Source organism: Cupriavidus metallidurans CH34 (assembly GCF_000196015.1).
Taxonomy (GTDB): domain Bacteria; phylum Pseudomonadota; class Gammaproteobacteria; order Burkholderiales; family Burkholderiaceae; genus Cupriavidus; species Cupriavidus metallidurans.
Genome location: NC_007973.1, coordinates 2354057 through 2371170, shown reverse-complemented (window position 1 = coordinate 2371170; position 17114 = coordinate 2354057). Strand labels below are relative to the sequence as shown.

The following is a 17114-nucleotide window of genomic DNA, read 5'->3' as shown; positions in this document are numbered from 1 at the left end:
CCTCAGTCGGCGCTGCCTCGGCCGGCAGGGGCGCTGTGGCAACTGAGTGCCGACGACTCTCCTTAGCGCGACTGCACGACATTGTATCTACACCCGGCCGGGGCCAACGCTGACACCCTGCTTATCGCGGTGGATGAGCGGTAGAAGTCCATACGCACGCAAATGTGCGAGGTCTTGCTGAATTGACGCGTTGGCGCCCAAGCCCGCCAACGCAGCGGACTCGATGCCGAAGGAGCCGCACGACGGGCAGGTGTACCTGAACCCGCGTAGCTTGGACGACCGTATCCGCTCTGAGGCCGAGCCGCACAATCGGCAATTCGCAGGTTCTGGGAGCATGGCGTGCGAGTGCGCGGAGGTAATCCCATGGTCACGGTTCGAAAGAAAGAAGATGCGCGAAGGGCAATATCGACGCCGCCTTCTCAGCGCTCCTCGCGTGTGGAACGGAACGCCGGCTGCAGCCATGTTCTTAGTCCCCACGGCCAATTCACTGCGAGTTCTCTGCTGTCATCATATGGCGTAGCTCTCGCCCATTTTCGGTCAACTGTGCCCGCACCTTGTCCTCCGTCAGGCCCCAGACGTTGGCCAAGGGCCCTACGATGTCCATGGCCTGCCACGGCATGATGGGCCGACTGTCCAGCTTTGCGAAGGGGCCATCGCTCTCCGGTACGACGCGCTCCGAAGGCAGCGACGCAGCCAGACGCAACCCATTGGCACTACGCAACATAGCAGGGCCTATGCTAAACCAGCAGCCGAGCTCAATAGCACGTCTCAGTTGTGTCGGCGAGTCGCTAAACCAATGCAAAACAGCTGTGCCATGTGCGCTGTGTCGCTCGAGCGTGTCAAGAACCTCTTTGGCGGCAGAGCGAGAATGAATACTCAGGACCCTGCCACCCAACTCACTGCATCGCTCTACTGTTGCTTCGAAGATTGCTTTCTGGACTGAGAAGTGCTCGCGATAGCGCGCTGAGCCGTCTAGGCCAACTTCGCCGACCGCCGATGCGCGCCCAATCTCCTCAAGCAGCAGAGGTAACTCATTGTGCCGCTGGTGTGCCACCTCGGGATGAAGGCCAGGCGAGATGATGATGGTCGGGGCAGGCTGCAGTATGCGCGATGTGGCAATGAAGGCTCTCGGGCTGGTGGTGACCAACCACACAAATTCACAGCGACGAGCGGCCTCGGTGTGAACGGTGCGAGCAGATGGATACAGGTCGAGATGACAGTGAAAATCCATCATAGAACACCGTCCTGCTTCAGCAATGTCGAAAGCTCCAACAGTGCGCGTTCCGCGACATCTCGATAGTGGACCCTTTCATTTTGCGTCGCAAACGATAAGGTCGCGCCAAGGAATGCATCAATTCCATTGGCCTCCGTCGCGAGAACTGCGCACGCTACCGCCATCGGGTCGTCGGCCGCCGACTTTTCAGAGAGCCGAAGGTTGGGAAACTTGTAGCGCGTGTCGTCAGCCTGTCCCCAGCGCAGGAACGCCGCCCGTCGGACCATGCAGGGCACGCACCGTCCGCAGTGCGTCCGATTATAGGTCCGGTATCGACCACAGCTTGTGGAGTCCGATGCAAAGTGCGCGAGCAGCTTCTGGTCAAGACACTCCATCATCATCTCGCCCTTCGTTTTGAACCGATAAGGCATAGACAGATTGGCTGGAATCCCCACTGCCTTGAGAAGGCCTTGGAGCTGCTTCATGAAGAGCGGATGCGTCGTCCGAGTGCTGAGGCTTGCCATCCGTCCAGGAAGTAATGGTGGATTTACACTAATGAATCCATTCTCAGGAACCAGAATCTCGGCAGGGCCTGTGGTCGTCAGTAGGGAAGTTGCCAGCACAGCCAGTGCATAGAATCCCATGGACCGTGCTCGCGTCGAAGGCTCCCTCGGCGCAGCCGGGTCGATTCGGTGACTCCATTGTTGGTGCCATGCGGCTCCACCGAGCGCCGCCGCATACTGGCGTTGGCGCTCGGAGTCCTCGTAGGCGAGCTGCGATACGAAGATGGGGCGCCGCATTTTTGCGACTGCATCTATGCCGCCGATTAGACTGTCCAGCCCACCAGAAAGCAAGGCCACGCAATCGCGGTCGCAAATCCTCCGTTGTCCGCGCGGCGGCTGTGGCCCGTCGGACAAAAACGTCACCGACCAAAAATCACCAGTCAGTATGCGTAGCATCCCCTCGACCAATGGCCGCTGGGCGTTCCACGGAGTCGGGTCGACGACGGTGACCGATAACTCGAGTTCCCGGGTCCAGCCATCGGCGCTCTTGTTGCGCGGCACTGCAAGGTCCGCAGCGCATACAGCGAACCCAAACAGCACGAAATCCCAAATCGGAATCGAAGGGGCATAGCCGGCACGCTCCAGTTCCTGCAGCCAGCCGTTCGCGATTCGCTCGCTGCCCGCGACGTCTGAACTCTGAAAGAATGTGAAGGCGCGAGTCCCAGCGGAGATGGCTCGAGGTCTTGCGTCGAAGCTTGTGCAAATGACCTTCATTCTGCTGTCCCAAATACGAACATCGCATCATCCATTGCCTTGGCAGATACCTCGCGCATCGACCGTGGCTTCTTACCCTCGCGGGCACCCTTCATCGCATCAGCGACCACACCAGTAACATAGTCAAGAACCTGTCCAAGTCGTTCATGGACCACCTTAGCGGAGTACTTAAGCTTCTCAAATACCCGTCCCAATTCGAGTTGAACTCGGTTGTACACATCGTAGGCAATTGTGTAGGTCATCACATCAGCAATCTGGTCGTCTGTCAGATTGAATATGTCCGCGTTTGGGTCCGTGTCGTAGAGCTTGATGATGGCTTGGTCCATGGCGTGTTTTGCTGACTCCTCGTCTATGCTGCCGCCATTTGGCAGGAGGCGCTCTGCGACTTCAAGGGCGATGTCTGTCGCGGAAAGGCCACGTTGCTTGACCGAAGCCACCCAGGCGTCAATGCCAGGGTCCCCACCCGCTCGCGCTGCCGAAAGTAGGCCACCTAGTGCAGCCGCTGCTGTCACTGTTGACTGCATGCGCGAGGCCGCCCGCTTCGAACCGCCCATGCCCTTGTTCACCAGGCGGTTGATACCCTTTCGCAAATCAGCGCTGCCGCCGCCTTTTACAAACGATGACAGCGCTCGTCGTGCTTCACCGTATCGCCCAGGAGGTGCAATATTGGGCCCAACGGTTTGCACGGCATCCGCGTCTGCGCCAGTTTCGGTATCGTCGGCCCCACCGTCGGGCTGAGGGGCGGGCGGAACAGGCGCCAGCGGTGCATCTGATTGCGAAGTGTCGATGCCTTGTTCGACATCTGTCAGCCAAGGTGGGTCAAATGGGCTGCCACCTGGCGCCCCAGCACTAGAAGTTGAGGTTCCCATTACGTCTTCCTTGCCGCGCGTATTGCGCGTTTGACCGCTTCGCTCGTCTGGCTATCAGCTTCCCAACGATTCACCAATTCGCGGGCCCAGGGAGCGGACACAAGCCGTTGGACTAGACCAGGGCTAATCTGAGTGACGGGCGCTTCCACAAGTTGCGCTGCGGCGCGCGGACCTGCTGCAGGGAAGACTTCACAGACTTCCGTCAGCATCAGCACTTCCTCAGACTTGCTCCAGTCACGCGAGGCACGGCGGGCTTCCCATGCGCGGGTCATGGCGAGAATGGCCTGTGTTTCCCCTGCTGCACGAATATCGTCGGCGAGTTGCTTGCTCTTGGTGCGAGTGGCCACCAGCGCCTCCTGCAGTACCTTCCCTTCACTGGTGAGCGCATCATGGCCAAAGTCGCGCACGGTGCCGTCTCGGCTCAAATGCAACACCGGCCGCAAGTCGATGTCTGCCAACGATGGTTGCAGGTGCAGCCACTCGCGAGCGAAGGGCTTTTCGCCGAACACCTCGGGAAGCGCCCGGTCGGCATCCTTTGCCGCTTCTTCCCCCTGGCGAATTGCTGCAACCTTCCCATCGCTATCGGCGGAAACGAGTTCAGCTAGCGCATTTGCGAGCCCCTCTTCGCAACGCTCGAGTAGATGCCATTTTGCCAACACCGGAAGGTCAACTTCGATGCCCTGCGGCTTAGCCATCGCCTGACGGAGAAAAACCGTGTTCAGAAATCGCTTGACCAGGCGGGGATTCGACTGGACCGCGCGCGCGTTGAGCAGCAGAGGTGAAAGGCGTTCGGCTAGTCCCATAAGCGACTGCAACTCGGCGTCTGCCTGAGGCGCGAGGCTTTCCAAGAAGCTGAGGTCTACCCGCTTACCCTTCCAAGTTTCGCGAAGGCGCTCCTCCACGCGCTTCTTGGCCAGTTCGAAATGAGTGTCGTCAATACTCTTCTCTCGATGGGCACGCTCAAGGAATAGCAGGGCGGCGTATGCTTTAGTTTCATTCGGACCCAGGCGCGGTACCCGTAGCGGGACCTGTATGAGCTTATCGAAATAGTTGGTGACGACATCGTCGGCCAGGCCTGTGCCGGTGAAATGCACTCGCACCGCCCCTCGAATAAAGACATCGTCTGCGGCTACTACGAATGCGCTGCCCTTGAGGAACAGCAGCAAACGGATGGCTTCCAGAGTCGCGATTGCGGTTTTTGGCAAACAACGGTCCAAATCGTCCACAAACACAACAAGGGTTACACCCAATTCACTCAGTAGTTCTTCAAGGTCATCCCGAAAGCCTTGGATTTCCTTGGGTAGCGACCGTGGCTTTGCGTCGTCAATCAAGCCCTTCGTCGCCTCTGGTACTCCCTTCATTGCGTCCACGACCTCCGACGCTGAGCCCTTCTGAAAAGCGCCGATACCAAGGTCAAATGCCTTGCTGAGCAAGCCGACGGGAACACCCGTGACCAGCGTCGCCGCCACTTCGCCACCAAGCTGGGCCAGCCTCAGCAGGTTAATTCGCTTCACAAACGCTTTCGCCTTATCGGTGAGCGTCTGCGAGCCCTCTGCCTGTTTGAGAACGGCGTCACCGACTGTTTGCAGCAAAGCGGTGCGGGCGTCCTCAAATCCTTGGTACAGCCAAGGGTTGAAGGTCACGACTACGTAAGGTTCACTATTGTCCCGGGATGACGCAGTTGATTTCCTGGCAGAAATCAGTTCGGCTTCAATCATGCGGACGAGTGAGGACTTACCAGTACCCCAGCCACCTGAGACACCAATCGAGATTGGGTCCCCACCGGAGTTTCTGATTAGGTCCGCGCAGACCTTCGCCACCAGTTTAAAGTTGACATAGTCCACCGTAGTCTCATTGTCATGCCACATCAACAGCTCCAGGGGTTAGTGTTTCCAGCATTCGCCTTAGCCATACGCCTACGGACAGGTGTTCGCCGTTCTCGGGGGAGGGCGAGAGCGGAGCGTTTCAACCCTCAGAATCAAGCTTAGGCTTCCAGAAGAGCCGAAACGCGCGCCACGCTTTCGCCCCACTCTGTGGATAGCAGACTTTGGATTGCTTGATTCAACTCGTCCTTGCGCTCGTCATCAAACCACTGCTTGCTGCGTTCCGCCACTCGTTCACGGTAGCCCTTACCCTGGCCCCACTCGTTCTCGCAATCCCGCCAGAACATCGCGTCCCTCCTCATCTCATCCTCGAATAGCGTCTCCCCAAGCAGCCTCATTCTGGTGAGCACCCCGTCAAATGCTACGAGCAAGACGCTTTCTGCCTGCCCAATCAACGATACGGCCTTTGCGTACTCGGGATTCGTGCGCAGATTTTCAGCAATAGCGTGGAAATCCTTTATCTTGCGCCCCAGCGAACCAGTAGCCAGGACTCGTGCGCCATGACCCAGTTGGTGACTGTAGTTGAGGTTCGGCCAGTCCCCACCTCGTCTCACAGCAGCATGCACGGTGCTAGCGTGTGCCTTGGCGAGTTCATTGATGAGGCTTGCATGTATCTGCTGTTTTAGCGGCGGGCTGTCGGTGTTCTGAGTTAGCCAGTGCTTCAGTTGCGCTGCGGCTTCGCGAATGATGGCTTGGTTCTGTTCTTCCTCTCTATTCTGGATTACCTCCTGCACATTGGCGGTTGCCTGCGCGAGCCGCTTTGCAAAATCATCTCGGATGCGACGCAATTGGAAAGCAACGAATTCCTGTAGCTTGCTAGGGGCATCCTCGCGCGCGTTGAAGAAGCCGACAGGCAACTCCGCCAGACCTAGAGGCTCCAGAGCTGTCGCTACTTGGTCTCCTTTCAGTTCATAACCTTCTTCAACAGTTTCAACACGGTCGCCTGCGTCGTCCTTTACCGCGAGCGCTTCTTCTGGTCGCGGCAGAGCCACAATTGCAGCGTTAAGGCCAAGGTTTCGGATGCCGGCATCTCGCGCTCGATTGAGCAACAGGCGTGCTTCAGCGCCAGGAGCATTGTTGAATCCGGAGCAGAGAACAGCGAGGGTATGGGGGTCTTCGAGGTGGACCTCGAGGTCGGCGCGCGCAGCGGTTCGGTCGATACCCTTTGTGTCCACTAGCCGAACTGACAAATCGACTCCTTTCAACAGGCCCACCGGAGCAACTACCTCGATGCGCTTCGGCAACGTGAATTCGGGAAGCCGTCCATTATTGATGGCCTCAAATGTCTCCTTGAGCCATACGAGCGGAGGCTTGCCCGTGGAAGCGTCGTACCAGATGTGCCTGGCATCACGCTTGTGCAGTTCCATACGAGCAAGCACTTCGACTAGCAACTCTCTTGCAGATGCATGAGAAAGCGCTAGTTGCTTTGCGTCATCTCGCCGGGTGGTCTTACCGTCGACTTTTTCCTTCCGTACTCGCAATCCAGACATATTGCGAATGGCGCGCTCAATTTCACGCGAAATGCCCTGACCCTCATTTTCCAACGGTTCGGCATCATCATTACTGGCTGGATTTCCAGTGCGGCTGATATGTTCGACGAAGTCAGTCGTATGCTGGCGAATTTCCTCATCCGAGCACGGTTCCACGACTATGCCGTACTGCGGTCCCGTGTAAAGATGAACTTCGCATACCGTGATACCGCCTGCGCCTGCTTCCAAGACCGGTTGAACAGGAGCGCCGTCGTCGGCTACTTCGAGGCCAGTCATGCGGCAAATCGCAGTTGATTTACCAATCCCAATACTGCCAATGAACGCGACTGTGTGGTCGCGCTTTAGGACGAGGCTTGCAAGGTATTGCAATTCTTCGAGATATTCGTCGATTCGACGCTGGAAAGCCGCTGACACATCGTCCGCGGCCGACAGGGCTCGCAATTGTTTCGACGCAAGTTCGGCTTCCCACAGCAAATCCTGCTCTGGGTGGGTTAGCGGCGGAGCAACCAGAACTTCCCACGAACGCTGGAGTCGTTCGCCGAGCTTCAGCGCATCGTCGGTCCCGATTGCGCGCAGAACTTCGCCAAGCTCCTCCGGATTCAACTCACGCTCGCCGCTTTCAACCCTCGAGAGTACAGCAGGACTCCAAGTTACCTTCCGGGCAAGCTCTGCCTGCTTAAGCCCGGCGTGCTCCCGCAGTTGAGTAAGGTAGTGACCAATTGCCATCGGTGTTTGCGTGCTCATACTGCGCCTCGTGTGATGTTTAGCTTGCAGGATAGCACATTTTGAATTCGTTGCAACAACGATGCAGAAACGTTGCTGAAATGTTTCTGTGGACGATTTCGTATATCTCAAAATATGCAGTATGCGGCATTTTTTGGTCGGAGAAGCTTGGGCGGCTAGTGGGAGGACGCGAGGATGGGAGTCTCCGAGCAAATCACGAGGGTGGCTCGGCTTGCTGTCGATGCCGACCAAATCGAGGAACCCCGGCGGCCAGGTTGGTGCCGGAGGCCCGTAGGCCGTCATTTGTCCTGTAGAGGGTTGTTGCCGCGACCGCCGCCAGAAGGGTTGTCGGTCTTGCTGGGCTGCATGCGATGGTGGCCATGTGGCGCTTCACCGTGGATTCGGGCGACGTCGCTGGAGATGTCCGTAGGACCTTTGACAGATTGCGGAGACATAATCTTGGGCGCCATGGTGCCCAAGAGTGTTGCGGAGAACTCATGTCAGCCCCCGGTCTCTGCGGCAGGCTCCCTTGTGCATTTGCCAGCATTTACAATGGTCGATGTCTCAAGTCCATGTATCGAAAGTCCGCACCTCGTCTCTGGCTAGCCGGACAACCTCAGAAGCAGGTCTATTGGATAAGAAATGAGCGAGAAGAAGCTGACCGACAGCCAATTGTTGGGCACCCAGGGAACGGGCCTGATTGAACTAACGGTCTCTCGGATGGGACTGGTCTGGAGACCGACGGCGCAACACGACGCCGGCATCGACGGCGAAATCGAAATTCGCGACGCGGCCAATGGTCGGATGACTGGCATGCTGCTCAAGGTACAGAGCAAAGCGGTCTCGGAGTTCAAGAATGAGACTAATGCCGGCTTCGACTATTGGCCGGATTCCAGGGATATGGACTACTGGCTCGGACATAGTGTCCCCGTAATCCTCATCGTTTCGAGACCAAGTACAAACGAGTGCTACTGGCAAGTCATCAAGCCTCCCACGGAAGGGGGCGAGAAGCGGCTTCGATTCGTTAAAGCCAGAGATGTTCTAAACGAAAGCAGCAAGGCCAGACTCATTGAGGTCGCCCAGGCGGCTTCACCCCGTGGCGTTGCGCCTGCGCTGGTAAGGCGCGAAACGCTTGTCAGCAACCTACTGCCGGTCACGAAGCTGCCGGAGCGACTTTACCTGGCGGAAACTCCTTATCGGACGGCCAAGGACCTCGGTGCGGCATTACGTGAGGCCAATCTGCGGCTCGAGTTCATTCTGAAGAACGAACGAATACTTACGGTTCGCGACCTAACTGAGCCGCGCTATCACAACTTGTGCGACCGAGGCACCGTGGAAGACTTCGGTATCAAGGAGTGGGCCGCATCACCTGACCCTGACAGACAGCGCGACTTTGTGAGCCTCATGAACAGCTGTCTGCGAGAGAAGCTGCGGTCAATGCCCGAGGCACTTCGCTTTGACAAAGCTATGAGATGCTTCTTCTTCCCGCCGTCTGAAAGCAACACGCCGTATGACTATGCCTATCGTGGGGACAAGAAGTCGACAGCGCGAGAGGTATTCAAAGAGCTTCGCAACAAGCAGAAGAAGCACTTGATGGGCTATAGGCATTCAGCAATGAAGGCCCAGTTCTACCGGTTCGGCAGCGACTGGTATCTCGAGGTTACGCCGACATACTTCTTCACCAGGAACGGTACTGAGCAAAGCAAATGGCATGAAGACTGGCTCAAGGGCATCAAGGAACTCGAGAAAAATGGCGCGATTCGCGGGCAGTTGATGATGTGGGCCGACCTGCTGCGCAATCCTCCAGGCCTGTTTGACGAGGGCTATCCGTTTCTCGACTTCGGTGTTCCGGTCACGTTTGGTATCGACCGAGGTATCGATGACAGCGCATGGGCCTCATCGGATAATATAGACAAACAGCAAGGCGAGACCTCCTCTGCACCACTGTTTGAGCTCGGATGATGAAACTTGACTTTCTGAAAGAGCCAGAGCTGGAGTTTGGCGGACATCACAGGCATGTCGATATGCGCCAAGGAATCGCTCTGTTCGGCCCGCTCGATAGTATTGAAGGGCAACCTCGCCGCATTCGTCTTGGAGTGGTCGGCACCCAACAAACAGTAGACGGCATCCTCCAGTGGCTCGAGCGTAGCAAGGCTGGAATAAAGGCTAAAGCCAGCCGACAGCCTCACTTATTCCCGGATTTTCCGGGCTTTGGCGCTGACTCGCCGTTTCGTGCCGACTTCAATATCGACGCGAGCTCAGTGCGGACTCTGTCGAGCCGAGAGCTAAGCCGCATTACTGCTCAGTCCGAACTGATGGCTGTCGCTGATGGGCAGTCAATGCTGGCGGACGAAGTTCAGGCCATTAGTGAGTCCGGGCGGCCGGATGTCGTCATCGTGGGCGTTCCGCAGGAACTGGTGGCGCTGGAAGATAACGATGCCAACGAAGCAACCGCTGAATTCAACCCCAAGCAGGACGCCCTCGAGTACGGCAGCACGTTTGACCTTCGTAATATGCTGAAAGCGAAGGTCATGCGAATGAACCAACCTATTCAACTCGTTCTGCCGCAGACTTACGATGAGACGGCGAAAGGAAAGAAGAGCAAGAAGGGGGAGAAGCGTGCACTGCAGGATGAGGCTACCAGGGCGTGGAACTTCCACACTGCACTTTACTACAAGGCAAACTATCGTCCTTGGCGTATCGTACGCGACCCGTCAGAGTTCCAAGCCTGCTTTGTCGGCATCAGTTTTTATCGCTCACTGGACCAAGCAACTCTGGTGACCAGCATGGCGCAGGTCTATGACGAACGTGGCGAAGGAGTAATCGTACGCGGCAAGGCTGTTGAGCTCTTGAAGGACGACAGGCAACCGCACCTCTCTCGCAATGATGCGTATCTCCTGCTCACGACTGCACTGAAGGAGTACAGGCGCGAACATAGGCATTTGCCGGCACGTGTGGTTGTGCATAAGAGCTCGAAGTACAGCAAAGACGAACTCGAGGGATTCAATGGTGCGGTCGACGACCAGGGGTTGGAGACTGCCGATTTTATGGTGGTCACGAAGTCGTTCACCCGCCTGTTTCGAGAAGGTACTTATCCGCCGCTGCGAGGGACAATGCTGAGCTTGGACGAGGCAAATCACCTCCTCTATACGAGAGGGAGCGTGCCGTATTACGCCACGTATCCAGGGATGTATGTACCCCGACCATTGAAGTTTCAGATTGCCCAGGCGGACACAAGCCCGCGCAAACTAGCCGAAGAGATTCTTGCCCTCACGAAGCTCAACTGGAACAACACCCAGTTTGATGGCGCAGAGCCCATTACGATGCGTGTAGCCCAACAGGTTGGAAAGGTTCTCAAGTACGTGCCGGAGGGTGATGTGGTGCAGCCGCGCTATAGCTTCTATATGTAGCTCTCCTCCGTCCAGTCAAACTAGCTGCTAGGCTGGACGGTCGAATCACCCTACGTCCGACTGGATGAGGGGCGCTGATTTCTGAATTCATCCCTCGCCTGAATATGGGGTGCAACCTCTTGGAACTGATTCGCCGGAGAATTGGCGTGGTGAAGCGGGTTGTGCACCCGCGCTGCTTCTAGCTGAGATTGCTCAATCTTCTCAACCTTACCGTGTCTGACGACATTCGCTCCACGAACCACAAGAAGGCTCTGACTGCGTTCGTCCTCAACCTTGTTGGTGTATTCAAAGGCGCCGACCCTGTCCTGCAATGCATCCGCCATTGCGCGGATAAGGTATTTTTCCGCATCGATTTTGCTCTGACGGCTTCGGCCTTCTCTAATTTTTCTTGCTTGTAACTCAATGTCCTTGAGCTCCGGGAATCTCTGAGTGTTCAATAGTGTGCGGCATGTCGAATACAGGGTAGGGTCGCCCCAGTCCCCCGTTTCCACTTTATGAATCTGGGAATCACTGACCTGGATTTGAACGCAGTAAAGATACGCCGTAGGACGTATGCTGCCCGGTTGGGCGTAGGCTTTGGCGGCCGCAGCGGCAATGGCTGCATCTCTGGTTCCAAAATGGGTGAAGTCATCGAAGACAGTGATGCTTTCGGACAAACTTCCGTGATACATTTCCCTCGCCAATTCAGTTCTCCTAGTGGATGAAAATATGCGGGACTGGTTGGACGCAGTCAGGCACCGGCCAGCACTTTAGCCAACAATCAGTGAAATGTCGTAGTTCGCTGCTTGTTTTTTTCCGTCAGCCCGCGGACACGTGTACGTGCGTGAATCGGCCCTCACAGAAGCAAGAAGGACCGGTCGGTCCCCAACGGCAATTTGGAAATCGGGTTTCACTTCCTCTGACTATTTCCGTGAGTCGGAGTCATCTTCACCGACGTTTGGTATCGCCGCCAAAGCCTCCTTGAATGTGGTCTTCTTTTTCCTGGGCTTGCTTGCCCGCTGTCGTGGCTTTGCTTGCCTTGTAAGCATCAACGGGTTGATGGTGGGAACAGGCGCAATCATGTCGAGCCATCCTTCGCGGCCCAAGGCTCTAAGCACCGTGCAGAGGGTGCGCAATGACGAACCGTTGCCTGTCTCGAGATTCCGTAGAGCCCGCACGCTGATGCCAGCTCGCATTGAGAGGGTAGCCTGGTCGATGTTGCGATGGATGCGGTAGGTCCTTAGATAGCCTCCTATCTCAGCCTCCATTTCGTCTAGTGTAAGGTGGCTGCGTGTCATCACTTGTACAGGGCTCCAGCGACCCATGGACAAATCCGCCGCTCCACTCCATTCAGTTCTAGCGAACTCGGGGCGTGGGAGTTCGTATCCCTGTGAGAGAGCGTCGGGGTGAGCAAGTTGACGTCTGCGAAGCTCACTCGTAGTACGTGCTCGAATCCATCCACGCCTGCTGGCTGGCGTCCAGGCAAAGTGATGGAGATGACGGCAACCGAGGAAAGGCATGGGAGCCTTTCCGCCTCCGTTAGCAACTGGCCGTACACCTGGCGGAGGTCATCGTCTGGTTGCCGGTAGAGCGCAGCTACAGCTCCCGAAAGCCGCTTGGTCATGGCTCTAACCTGCGCAAGATGGCCAGCAGCCGATTTGTGCTACGGCTCAAGGTCATTCTCCCAGTTCTCTAGGTGCCTTGTAACAGAAGCCGGATTTGAGAAGTCGAGCAAGAGGAATTGTCCTCCCCCCAATCGGGCTAGGAGCTTGAAGAGTTCAATACGCAACCGAGTCATGATTTCCGGTGTCGCTGCTTCATTCATGTCCCCGCCCGCAGCGCGCCAGAAGCCTTCACGATATAAAAGGCACTCGAGGTCTGGGTCATGTTCGAGACCTCGCGCTACGTAGGCATAGACAACCTCACCATTTTGGTCTTCGGGAATCTGTATTAGAGCGCAGTCCTTCTCGAGCCACTTCAGCCCGAGGGCAACTGCCTCCTGCAAGTCGTTTGAGAAGTACCAGGTCACACTATCGTCGGGGTCTTCGATTGCATAGGTGGGATAGCCAAAGCGCGTTCGGCTGGCCAGGAGCTCGTCCGGGGTGCGGCACGTTGCCTTTCCCAAGGCGTGAACCACCGGCGGAATGTCCTGGACGATGCGTCCGAGGTGAAGGGCGGGCTTAGGCGCGTAGCGAGAAGACGCAGCTTCGCTTTCGTCATCGCGGCATGACATATTGCGCTCTCCAGATACATGGTTCCACGCCAGAACCTCGGCTCCTACCATTGCAGCGGGGTCTTCAGTCGTTGAATGAGCCAATCCAGTTCTGCAGCCGATACCCAACCTTTGCGTGCGACTGACACGCGAACGCGTCTAAGCGTCTCGTTTGGCGAATGGTGGGGAAACTTCGCTGCATCCTCTTGAGCGACGGGAAGCAATTGCTTGGCTATGTCCTCGCATATGAACCAGCGCTCGTATCTCTCTTCTGGAGTCAAGCCTGCAACGTAGACGTTCCATGACAAGGTGGCGCCCACTTTTGGCTGCCCGCCAAGAACCACGGCTGGAAGCGTGGGCCGTGGGAAGTCGTCAGGTACATCGTTGAGGTTCATTTCTTGGGCTCCAGCAGTTTGTGGCGGGTACGTCAGGAGTGTTCCCTCGTGCGAGCGAGAGCGTCAGCTCCAGTGGTTGTTTATGACGCCTATAGCGACAAACGAACCATGAAATGGCGGTTTGTCAAGTGCATTTGGCTGTTCGTAGTTTGTTCCTGATTCTACGAATTTCGTAGGGAAACGCAATGCGAAATCTACGATATTCGAAGAATGGGAAAAAAGGAGCCGGTTACTGTTTTTGGACGTCGCTTGCGGCAGGCAAGGCGGCGTGCCGGCATTCCCCAAGATAAGCTCGGCGTGGAAATCGGCCTGGACGAAACTATTGCCAGCGCACGCATCAGCCGATACGAGAGTGGAGTTCACCAGCCCGCTGTTGAAATCGCTCAGAAGCTGGCGAAGGTGCTCAAGGTTCCGACGGCATACCTTTATTGCGACAACGACGAGCTCGCGGAATTTCTCCTCTCCTGGCCGTACCTGATTAAGGCCGACAGGAAGGAGATTGAGCGCATTGTCGAGAACAGGCTGTTCTCGAAGGGGCTTCTCGGGAAACAGTCCTGACTGAGAGTGCGGCCGTAGCATCGTGCTCCCTCCGGACACTAGGTGCGACTAAGCGACGATGGCGGCCAGCTACCCCAAATCGCTTCACAATTTCAGGCCAATTTTTGCCGCATGAAAGGCGCTAGGCCAGTTTGCGGGAAACTTATTGCCTGATGTTGCCAGGGAATCTGCGTACTCGGCCCGCAACGGATGGCCTCGGAATCATCCTCTTGCTGCACCGTCGCATGAGGGCGGTGCATGGATATGCACAGCATATCAACAGGTTATCCACAGACCTTGTAGGTCAGATGTTTCACCGTAGCTAGCTACGGCAGGCGCCAGAGTTCTCCTATGAACAAGATTCAAATATGCACCCAGGTGCGTATTTGGCTCCAAGCATGAAACCCAAGCTGCGCGCGGCTGGTGGGGAAGAGGGCGTTTGTGGAGGGGCTATGTGACCTAATATAAGGGTTCGAATCCTCTAGGGCGGGCCAAGAATTCCAGGTTTGGAGGCCGTTCGATGGAGAGCGGATCGTCAGCCAAGGCCTGCAGTTCTACAGCCTCTCTGGCGTCCCTGGAGCTTCCATGCACCTGATGACACGCCGCGCACGCGATGCTGCGCACTGTGCCGACGTCCTATCCCTCCAGGTAGCGTGTGTTTCCGACATCCGACATTTGGCGTCGGCGGCCCCAACGTTTTGACGTCGGGGCCGCGCCAGCCAAGAAGCGTTAGTAACGTGCGTCGGCCGGCTTCTTGTCGTTGGGCCAATCCTTGACCTTGGCCGCGAAGTCTGGCCGGGGCATGTGGGTGAAGTACTCGGCGACATCCACTGCTTCCTGATCGGTCAACCCGCCCTGGCCCAAGGGGAACCCGTTATGGAAAGCGATGGGCATGTTGCGCTTGACGAAGGCCGCTGCCGTATAGGTTCGCGCCATACCCGCACCGATGTTGAAGGACTCGTCGCCCCACAGCGGCGGATAGACCCACTTGCCGTTGGCATTCTTGATGCCTTCGCCGCCGTCACCGTGGCATAGCGCGCACTGGACTGCGTAGATTTTCTTGCCGTTTTCCACGTTCGGTACCAGGCGGCGGTCGATCTTGCCGACACCGCGGCCTTCGACCTTGTCCTCTGGCTTGGTCTCGCGTTTCATCCAGTCGAAGTAAGCGACCATCGCCTTGAGTTCCTCGGAGTCGAGCGGCAGCGGCTTGCCGTTCATCGATCGCAGGAAGCAACCGTTGATACGGTCTGCCAGCGTGATGACCCGGCCGGCCCGCGGCGCGTAGCTCGGGAAGAACGCGGACACACCAACATACGGCGAGCCATCCGCGACGGTCCCGGCATTCAGGTGGCAACTCGCGCAGTTCAGCGCATTGCCCACATTCCTGGGCAGCATCTCGTGCGTGTTGATGTTCAGCCGGGCACCAAGAACCAGCTGTGTGGCGTTGGACTCCTTCAAGATGTTGGCGATGCGCGGGGTCTCGAACTTGCTGTCGTCAAGCTTACGGACGTCGAGTTGCTTGCGCATGCTCCGCACCGTGGCTGCCGCGATCGGCTTGGCTGTGGCGTTGCCCCAGCTTCTGCGGGTGAAGTTCAGGATCTCGGCAATTTCCTGGTCGCTCAGGCGGGCGAATGCCGGCATGCTCAGGACGCGGGCATTGTCGGCAGTCTGGGCGGAACGCCAGCCCGTCAGCGTGATATGAACGAGCGTCGAGGGGTCGTCGGACATCAGTACCGGGTTGCCCGCAAGCGCCGGGAACACGCCTGATACCCCGGCACCATCCGAGCGATGGCAGTCGGTGCAGAACTGCAGGTATCCCAATCCACCGCGCGAGGTATAGAGGTCGGCGGGCGCTCCAGATGCGGTGGCCGGTACAACGTCCGATTCGGCCTTTGACGCGCGCGGCGCGATGGAGGGCGCGGGCCCCTGTGCGACCTGCATCGGCTTGTCATGCCCCGCAGCCGGTAGCGACTTGAGATAGACGCCGATGGCTTTCAGATCGCCATCCGTCATGTACTGGGTACTGTGCTGCACCACGTCGACCATGTTTCCGGACACCGTGCCATGCTGGTTGCGCCCGGTCTTCAGAATCTCGGCGGTGTCCTCAGGCGTCCACAGGCTGCGCAGGCTCAGTGCGCGCCATCCCTCCACGGTCTCTCCCGCGAGGAAAAATTTGCCCGTGCTGCCAGCATCGGACATGGTCTTCTCCTGGAAGCCAATGCCGCGAGGCGTATGGCATGCGCCGCAGTGTCCGAGCCCTTGCACGATATAGGCGCCGCGGTTCCATTCCGCGTCCTGCTTTGCATTGGGCTGGAAGGGCTTTGCGTCCAGGAACAGCCAATTCCAGACTGCCAATCCCCAGCGCTGGTTGAAGGGGAATGACATCCCCAACGGCTGATTGGCTTGGCGGACTGGCTTCACGCCGTGCATCAGGTATGCGTACAGCGCCTGCATGTCCTCCTGCGTGAGCTTGGCATAGGAGGGATACGGCATGGCCGGATACAGGTTGTGGCCGTCGGCGGCCACGCCCTTGCGCATCGCACGGTCGAACTGCGCGAAGCTGTATCGCCCGATCCCGGTTTCGGGGTCGGGTGTGATGTTGGTCGAATGCAGCGTGCCGAATGGCGTCTCCAGCGCAAGCCCGCCTGCCATCGGTCTGGACTTGTCGGTGCCGGTGTGACAGGCGACACAATCGCCTAGCCGCGCTACGTATCGGCCCCGTTCGACTTGCTTCCGAGTCGCTGCATCCAGGCTGGCAGCGTAGTTCGCCGGCAAGTCGTCGATGACCTGGGGATGGGTCGCATTTGGCGAAGGTGCGGGCTCGGTTTGTGCCAGGGCATATGTCGCCCCGATGGCCGTCAGCAAGGCCAATCCGCCTTGCAGGGCCTTTCGAATGGTGATCGCGGGAATTCTCATTATTGTGTGCGGTAGGAACGGAACCCCATGAGGTTCCGCGTGTTTTATGCCCTTGATGTCCAAAGGGTTTTGTCAGTGCATGGTCGCGCCAACACCCCGCACATGGAGTTGACGTAGATCAATCATTTAGTGATGTGGAAGTAACTCTCGGTGCGCTTACCGATCCCATCGGCGGGCAATCGCTCGCAGTCGTTGTCTGTGCGATCTGGA

At 57.5% G+C, this 17114-nt stretch carries 13 protein-coding genes; 3 read left to right on the top strand and 10 right to left on the bottom strand.

Annotated elements, in window-relative coordinates:
• Positions 1-484: 484 nt before the first annotated feature.
• From qatD to RMET_RS10855, 5 genes are all read right to left on the bottom strand, one after another.
• Positions 485-1234 (bottom strand): Qat anti-phage system TatD family nuclease QatD, encoded by a 750-nt coding sequence (qatD, locus tag RMET_RS10875; RefSeq protein WP_011516876.1) that lies wholly within the window; start codon positions 1232-1234, stop codon positions 485-487.
• Positions 1231-2490, bottom strand: a complete 1260-nt coding sequence (gene qatC / locus RMET_RS10870) for a Qat anti-phage system QueC-like protein QatC (RefSeq protein WP_011516875.1) — start codon at positions 2488-2490, stop codon at positions 1231-1233. The genes qatD and qatC overlap by 4 nt, the downstream gene beginning before the upstream one ends.
• Positions 2487-3359, bottom strand: a complete 873-nt coding sequence (gene qatB, locus RMET_RS10865) for a Qat anti-phage system associated protein QatB (protein ID WP_011516874.1) — start codon at positions 3357-3359, stop codon at positions 2487-2489. The genes qatC and qatB overlap by 4 nt, the downstream gene beginning before the upstream one ends.
• Positions 3359-5227, bottom strand: coding sequence for a KAP family P-loop NTPase fold protein (locus tag RMET_RS10860; protein ID WP_011516873.1), 1869 nt, complete (start codon positions 5225-5227; stop codon positions 3359-3361). The genes qatB and RMET_RS10860 overlap by 1 nt, the downstream gene beginning before the upstream one ends.
• A gap of 116 nt (positions 5228-5343) precedes the next feature.
• Positions 5344-7476: a helix-turn-helix domain-containing protein gene (locus RMET_RS10855; RefSeq protein ID WP_011516872.1), complete on the bottom strand. Its 2133-nt coding sequence runs from the start codon at positions 7474-7476 to the stop codon at positions 5344-5346.
• Positions 7477-8097: 621 nt separating this feature from the next.
• Between RMET_RS10855 and RMET_RS10850 the strand changes: the two genes are divergently transcribed.
• Complete coding sequence (locus RMET_RS10850) at positions 8098-9417, top strand: DUF4365 domain-containing protein (RefSeq protein WP_011516871.1); 1320 nt, start codon at positions 8098-8100, stop codon at positions 9415-9417.
• Positions 9414-10865 carry an argonaute/piwi family protein gene (locus RMET_RS10845; protein ID WP_011516870.1) on the top strand — a complete coding sequence of 484 codons (1452 nt, stop codon included), beginning with the start codon at positions 9414-9416 and terminating at the stop codon, positions 10863-10865. The genes RMET_RS10850 and RMET_RS10845 overlap by 4 nt, the downstream gene beginning before the upstream one ends.
• Before the next feature lie 50 nt (positions 10866-10915).
• Here RMET_RS10845 and RMET_RS10840 read toward each other — a convergent pair whose 3' ends face one another.
• From RMET_RS10840 to RMET_RS32230, 4 genes are all read right to left on the bottom strand, one after another.
• The gene (locus RMET_RS10840) at positions 10916-11536 is read right to left on the bottom strand and encodes a hypothetical protein (RefSeq protein ID WP_029310049.1); all 621 of its coding nucleotides are present in this window, start codon (positions 11534-11536) and stop codon (positions 10916-10918) included.
• A gap of 231 nt (positions 11537-11767) precedes the next feature.
• Positions 11768-12112: a helix-turn-helix domain-containing protein gene (locus RMET_RS10835; RefSeq protein WP_152560248.1), complete on the bottom strand. Its 345-nt coding sequence runs from the start codon at positions 12110-12112 to the stop codon at positions 11768-11770.
• A 395-nt stretch (positions 12113-12507) separates the two neighbouring features.
• Positions 12508-13077, bottom strand: a complete 570-nt coding sequence (locus tag RMET_RS10830) for a hypothetical protein (protein ID WP_011516866.1) — start codon at positions 13075-13077, stop codon at positions 12508-12510.
• Between the two features lie 44 nt (positions 13078-13121).
• Positions 13122-13451 (bottom strand): hypothetical protein, encoded by a 330-nt coding sequence (locus RMET_RS32230; protein WP_011516865.1) that lies wholly within the window; start codon positions 13449-13451, stop codon positions 13122-13124.
• A gap of 210 nt (positions 13452-13661) precedes the next feature.
• Between RMET_RS32230 and RMET_RS10825 the strand changes: the two genes are divergently transcribed.
• Positions 13662-14009, top strand: coding sequence for a helix-turn-helix domain-containing protein (locus RMET_RS10825; RefSeq protein WP_035821966.1), 348 nt, complete (start codon positions 13662-13664; stop codon positions 14007-14009).
• A 708-nt stretch (positions 14010-14717) separates the two neighbouring features.
• On the opposite strand, the gene RMET_RS10820 is transcribed toward RMET_RS10825, so the two are convergent.
• On the bottom strand, positions 14718-16904 hold the full coding sequence (locus tag RMET_RS10820) for a c-type cytochrome (protein WP_011516862.1): 2187 nt from the start codon (positions 16902-16904) through the stop codon (positions 14718-14720).
• Between the last annotated feature and the right edge of the window lie 210 nt (positions 16905-17114).

Excerpts from the sequence above, each read along its gene's own strand:
- RMET_RS10840 (WP_029310049.1), bottom strand. The coding sequence starts at position 11,536 with ATGTATCACGGAAGTTTGTCCGAAAGCATCACTGTCTTCGATGACTTC.
- RMET_RS10825 (WP_035821966.1), top strand. The coding sequence starts at position 13,662 with ATGGGAAAAAAGGAGCCGGTTACTGTTTTTGGACGTCGCTTGCGGCAG.
- RMET_RS10860 (WP_011516873.1), bottom strand. The coding sequence starts at position 5,227 with ATGTGGCATGACAATGAGACTACGGTGGACTATGTCAACTTTAAACTG.
- RMET_RS10820 (WP_011516862.1), bottom strand. The coding sequence starts at position 16,904 with ATGAGAATTCCCGCGATCACCATTCGAAAGGCCCTGCAAGGCGGATTG.
- RMET_RS32230 (WP_011516865.1), bottom strand. The coding sequence starts at position 13,451 with ATGAACCTCAACGATGTACCTGACGACTTCCCACGGCCCACGCTTCCA.
- RMET_RS10845 (WP_011516870.1), top strand. The coding sequence starts at position 9,414 with ATGATGAAACTTGACTTTCTGAAAGAGCCAGAGCTGGAGTTTGGCGGA.
- qatC (WP_011516875.1), bottom strand. The coding sequence starts at position 2,490 with ATGAAGGTCATTTGCACAAGCTTCGACGCAAGACCTCGAGCCATCTCC.
- qatB (WP_011516874.1), bottom strand. The coding sequence starts at position 3,359 with ATGGGAACCTCAACTTCTAGTGCTGGGGCGCCAGGTGGCAGCCCATTT.
- RMET_RS10850 (WP_011516871.1), top strand. The coding sequence starts at position 8,098 with ATGAGCGAGAAGAAGCTGACCGACAGCCAATTGTTGGGCACCCAGGGA.
- RMET_RS10835 (WP_152560248.1), bottom strand. The coding sequence starts at position 12,112 with ATGGAGGCTGAGATAGGAGGCTATCTAAGGACCTACCGCATCCATCGC.
- qatD (WP_011516876.1), bottom strand. The coding sequence starts at position 1,234 with ATGATGGATTTTCACTGTCATCTCGACCTGTATCCATCTGCTCGCACC.
- RMET_RS10830 (WP_011516866.1), bottom strand. The coding sequence starts at position 13,077 with ATGTCATGCCGCGATGACGAAAGCGAAGCTGCGTCTTCTCGCTACGCG.
- RMET_RS10855 (WP_011516872.1), bottom strand. The coding sequence starts at position 7,476 with ATGAGCACGCAAACACCGATGGCAATTGGTCACTACCTTACTCAACTG.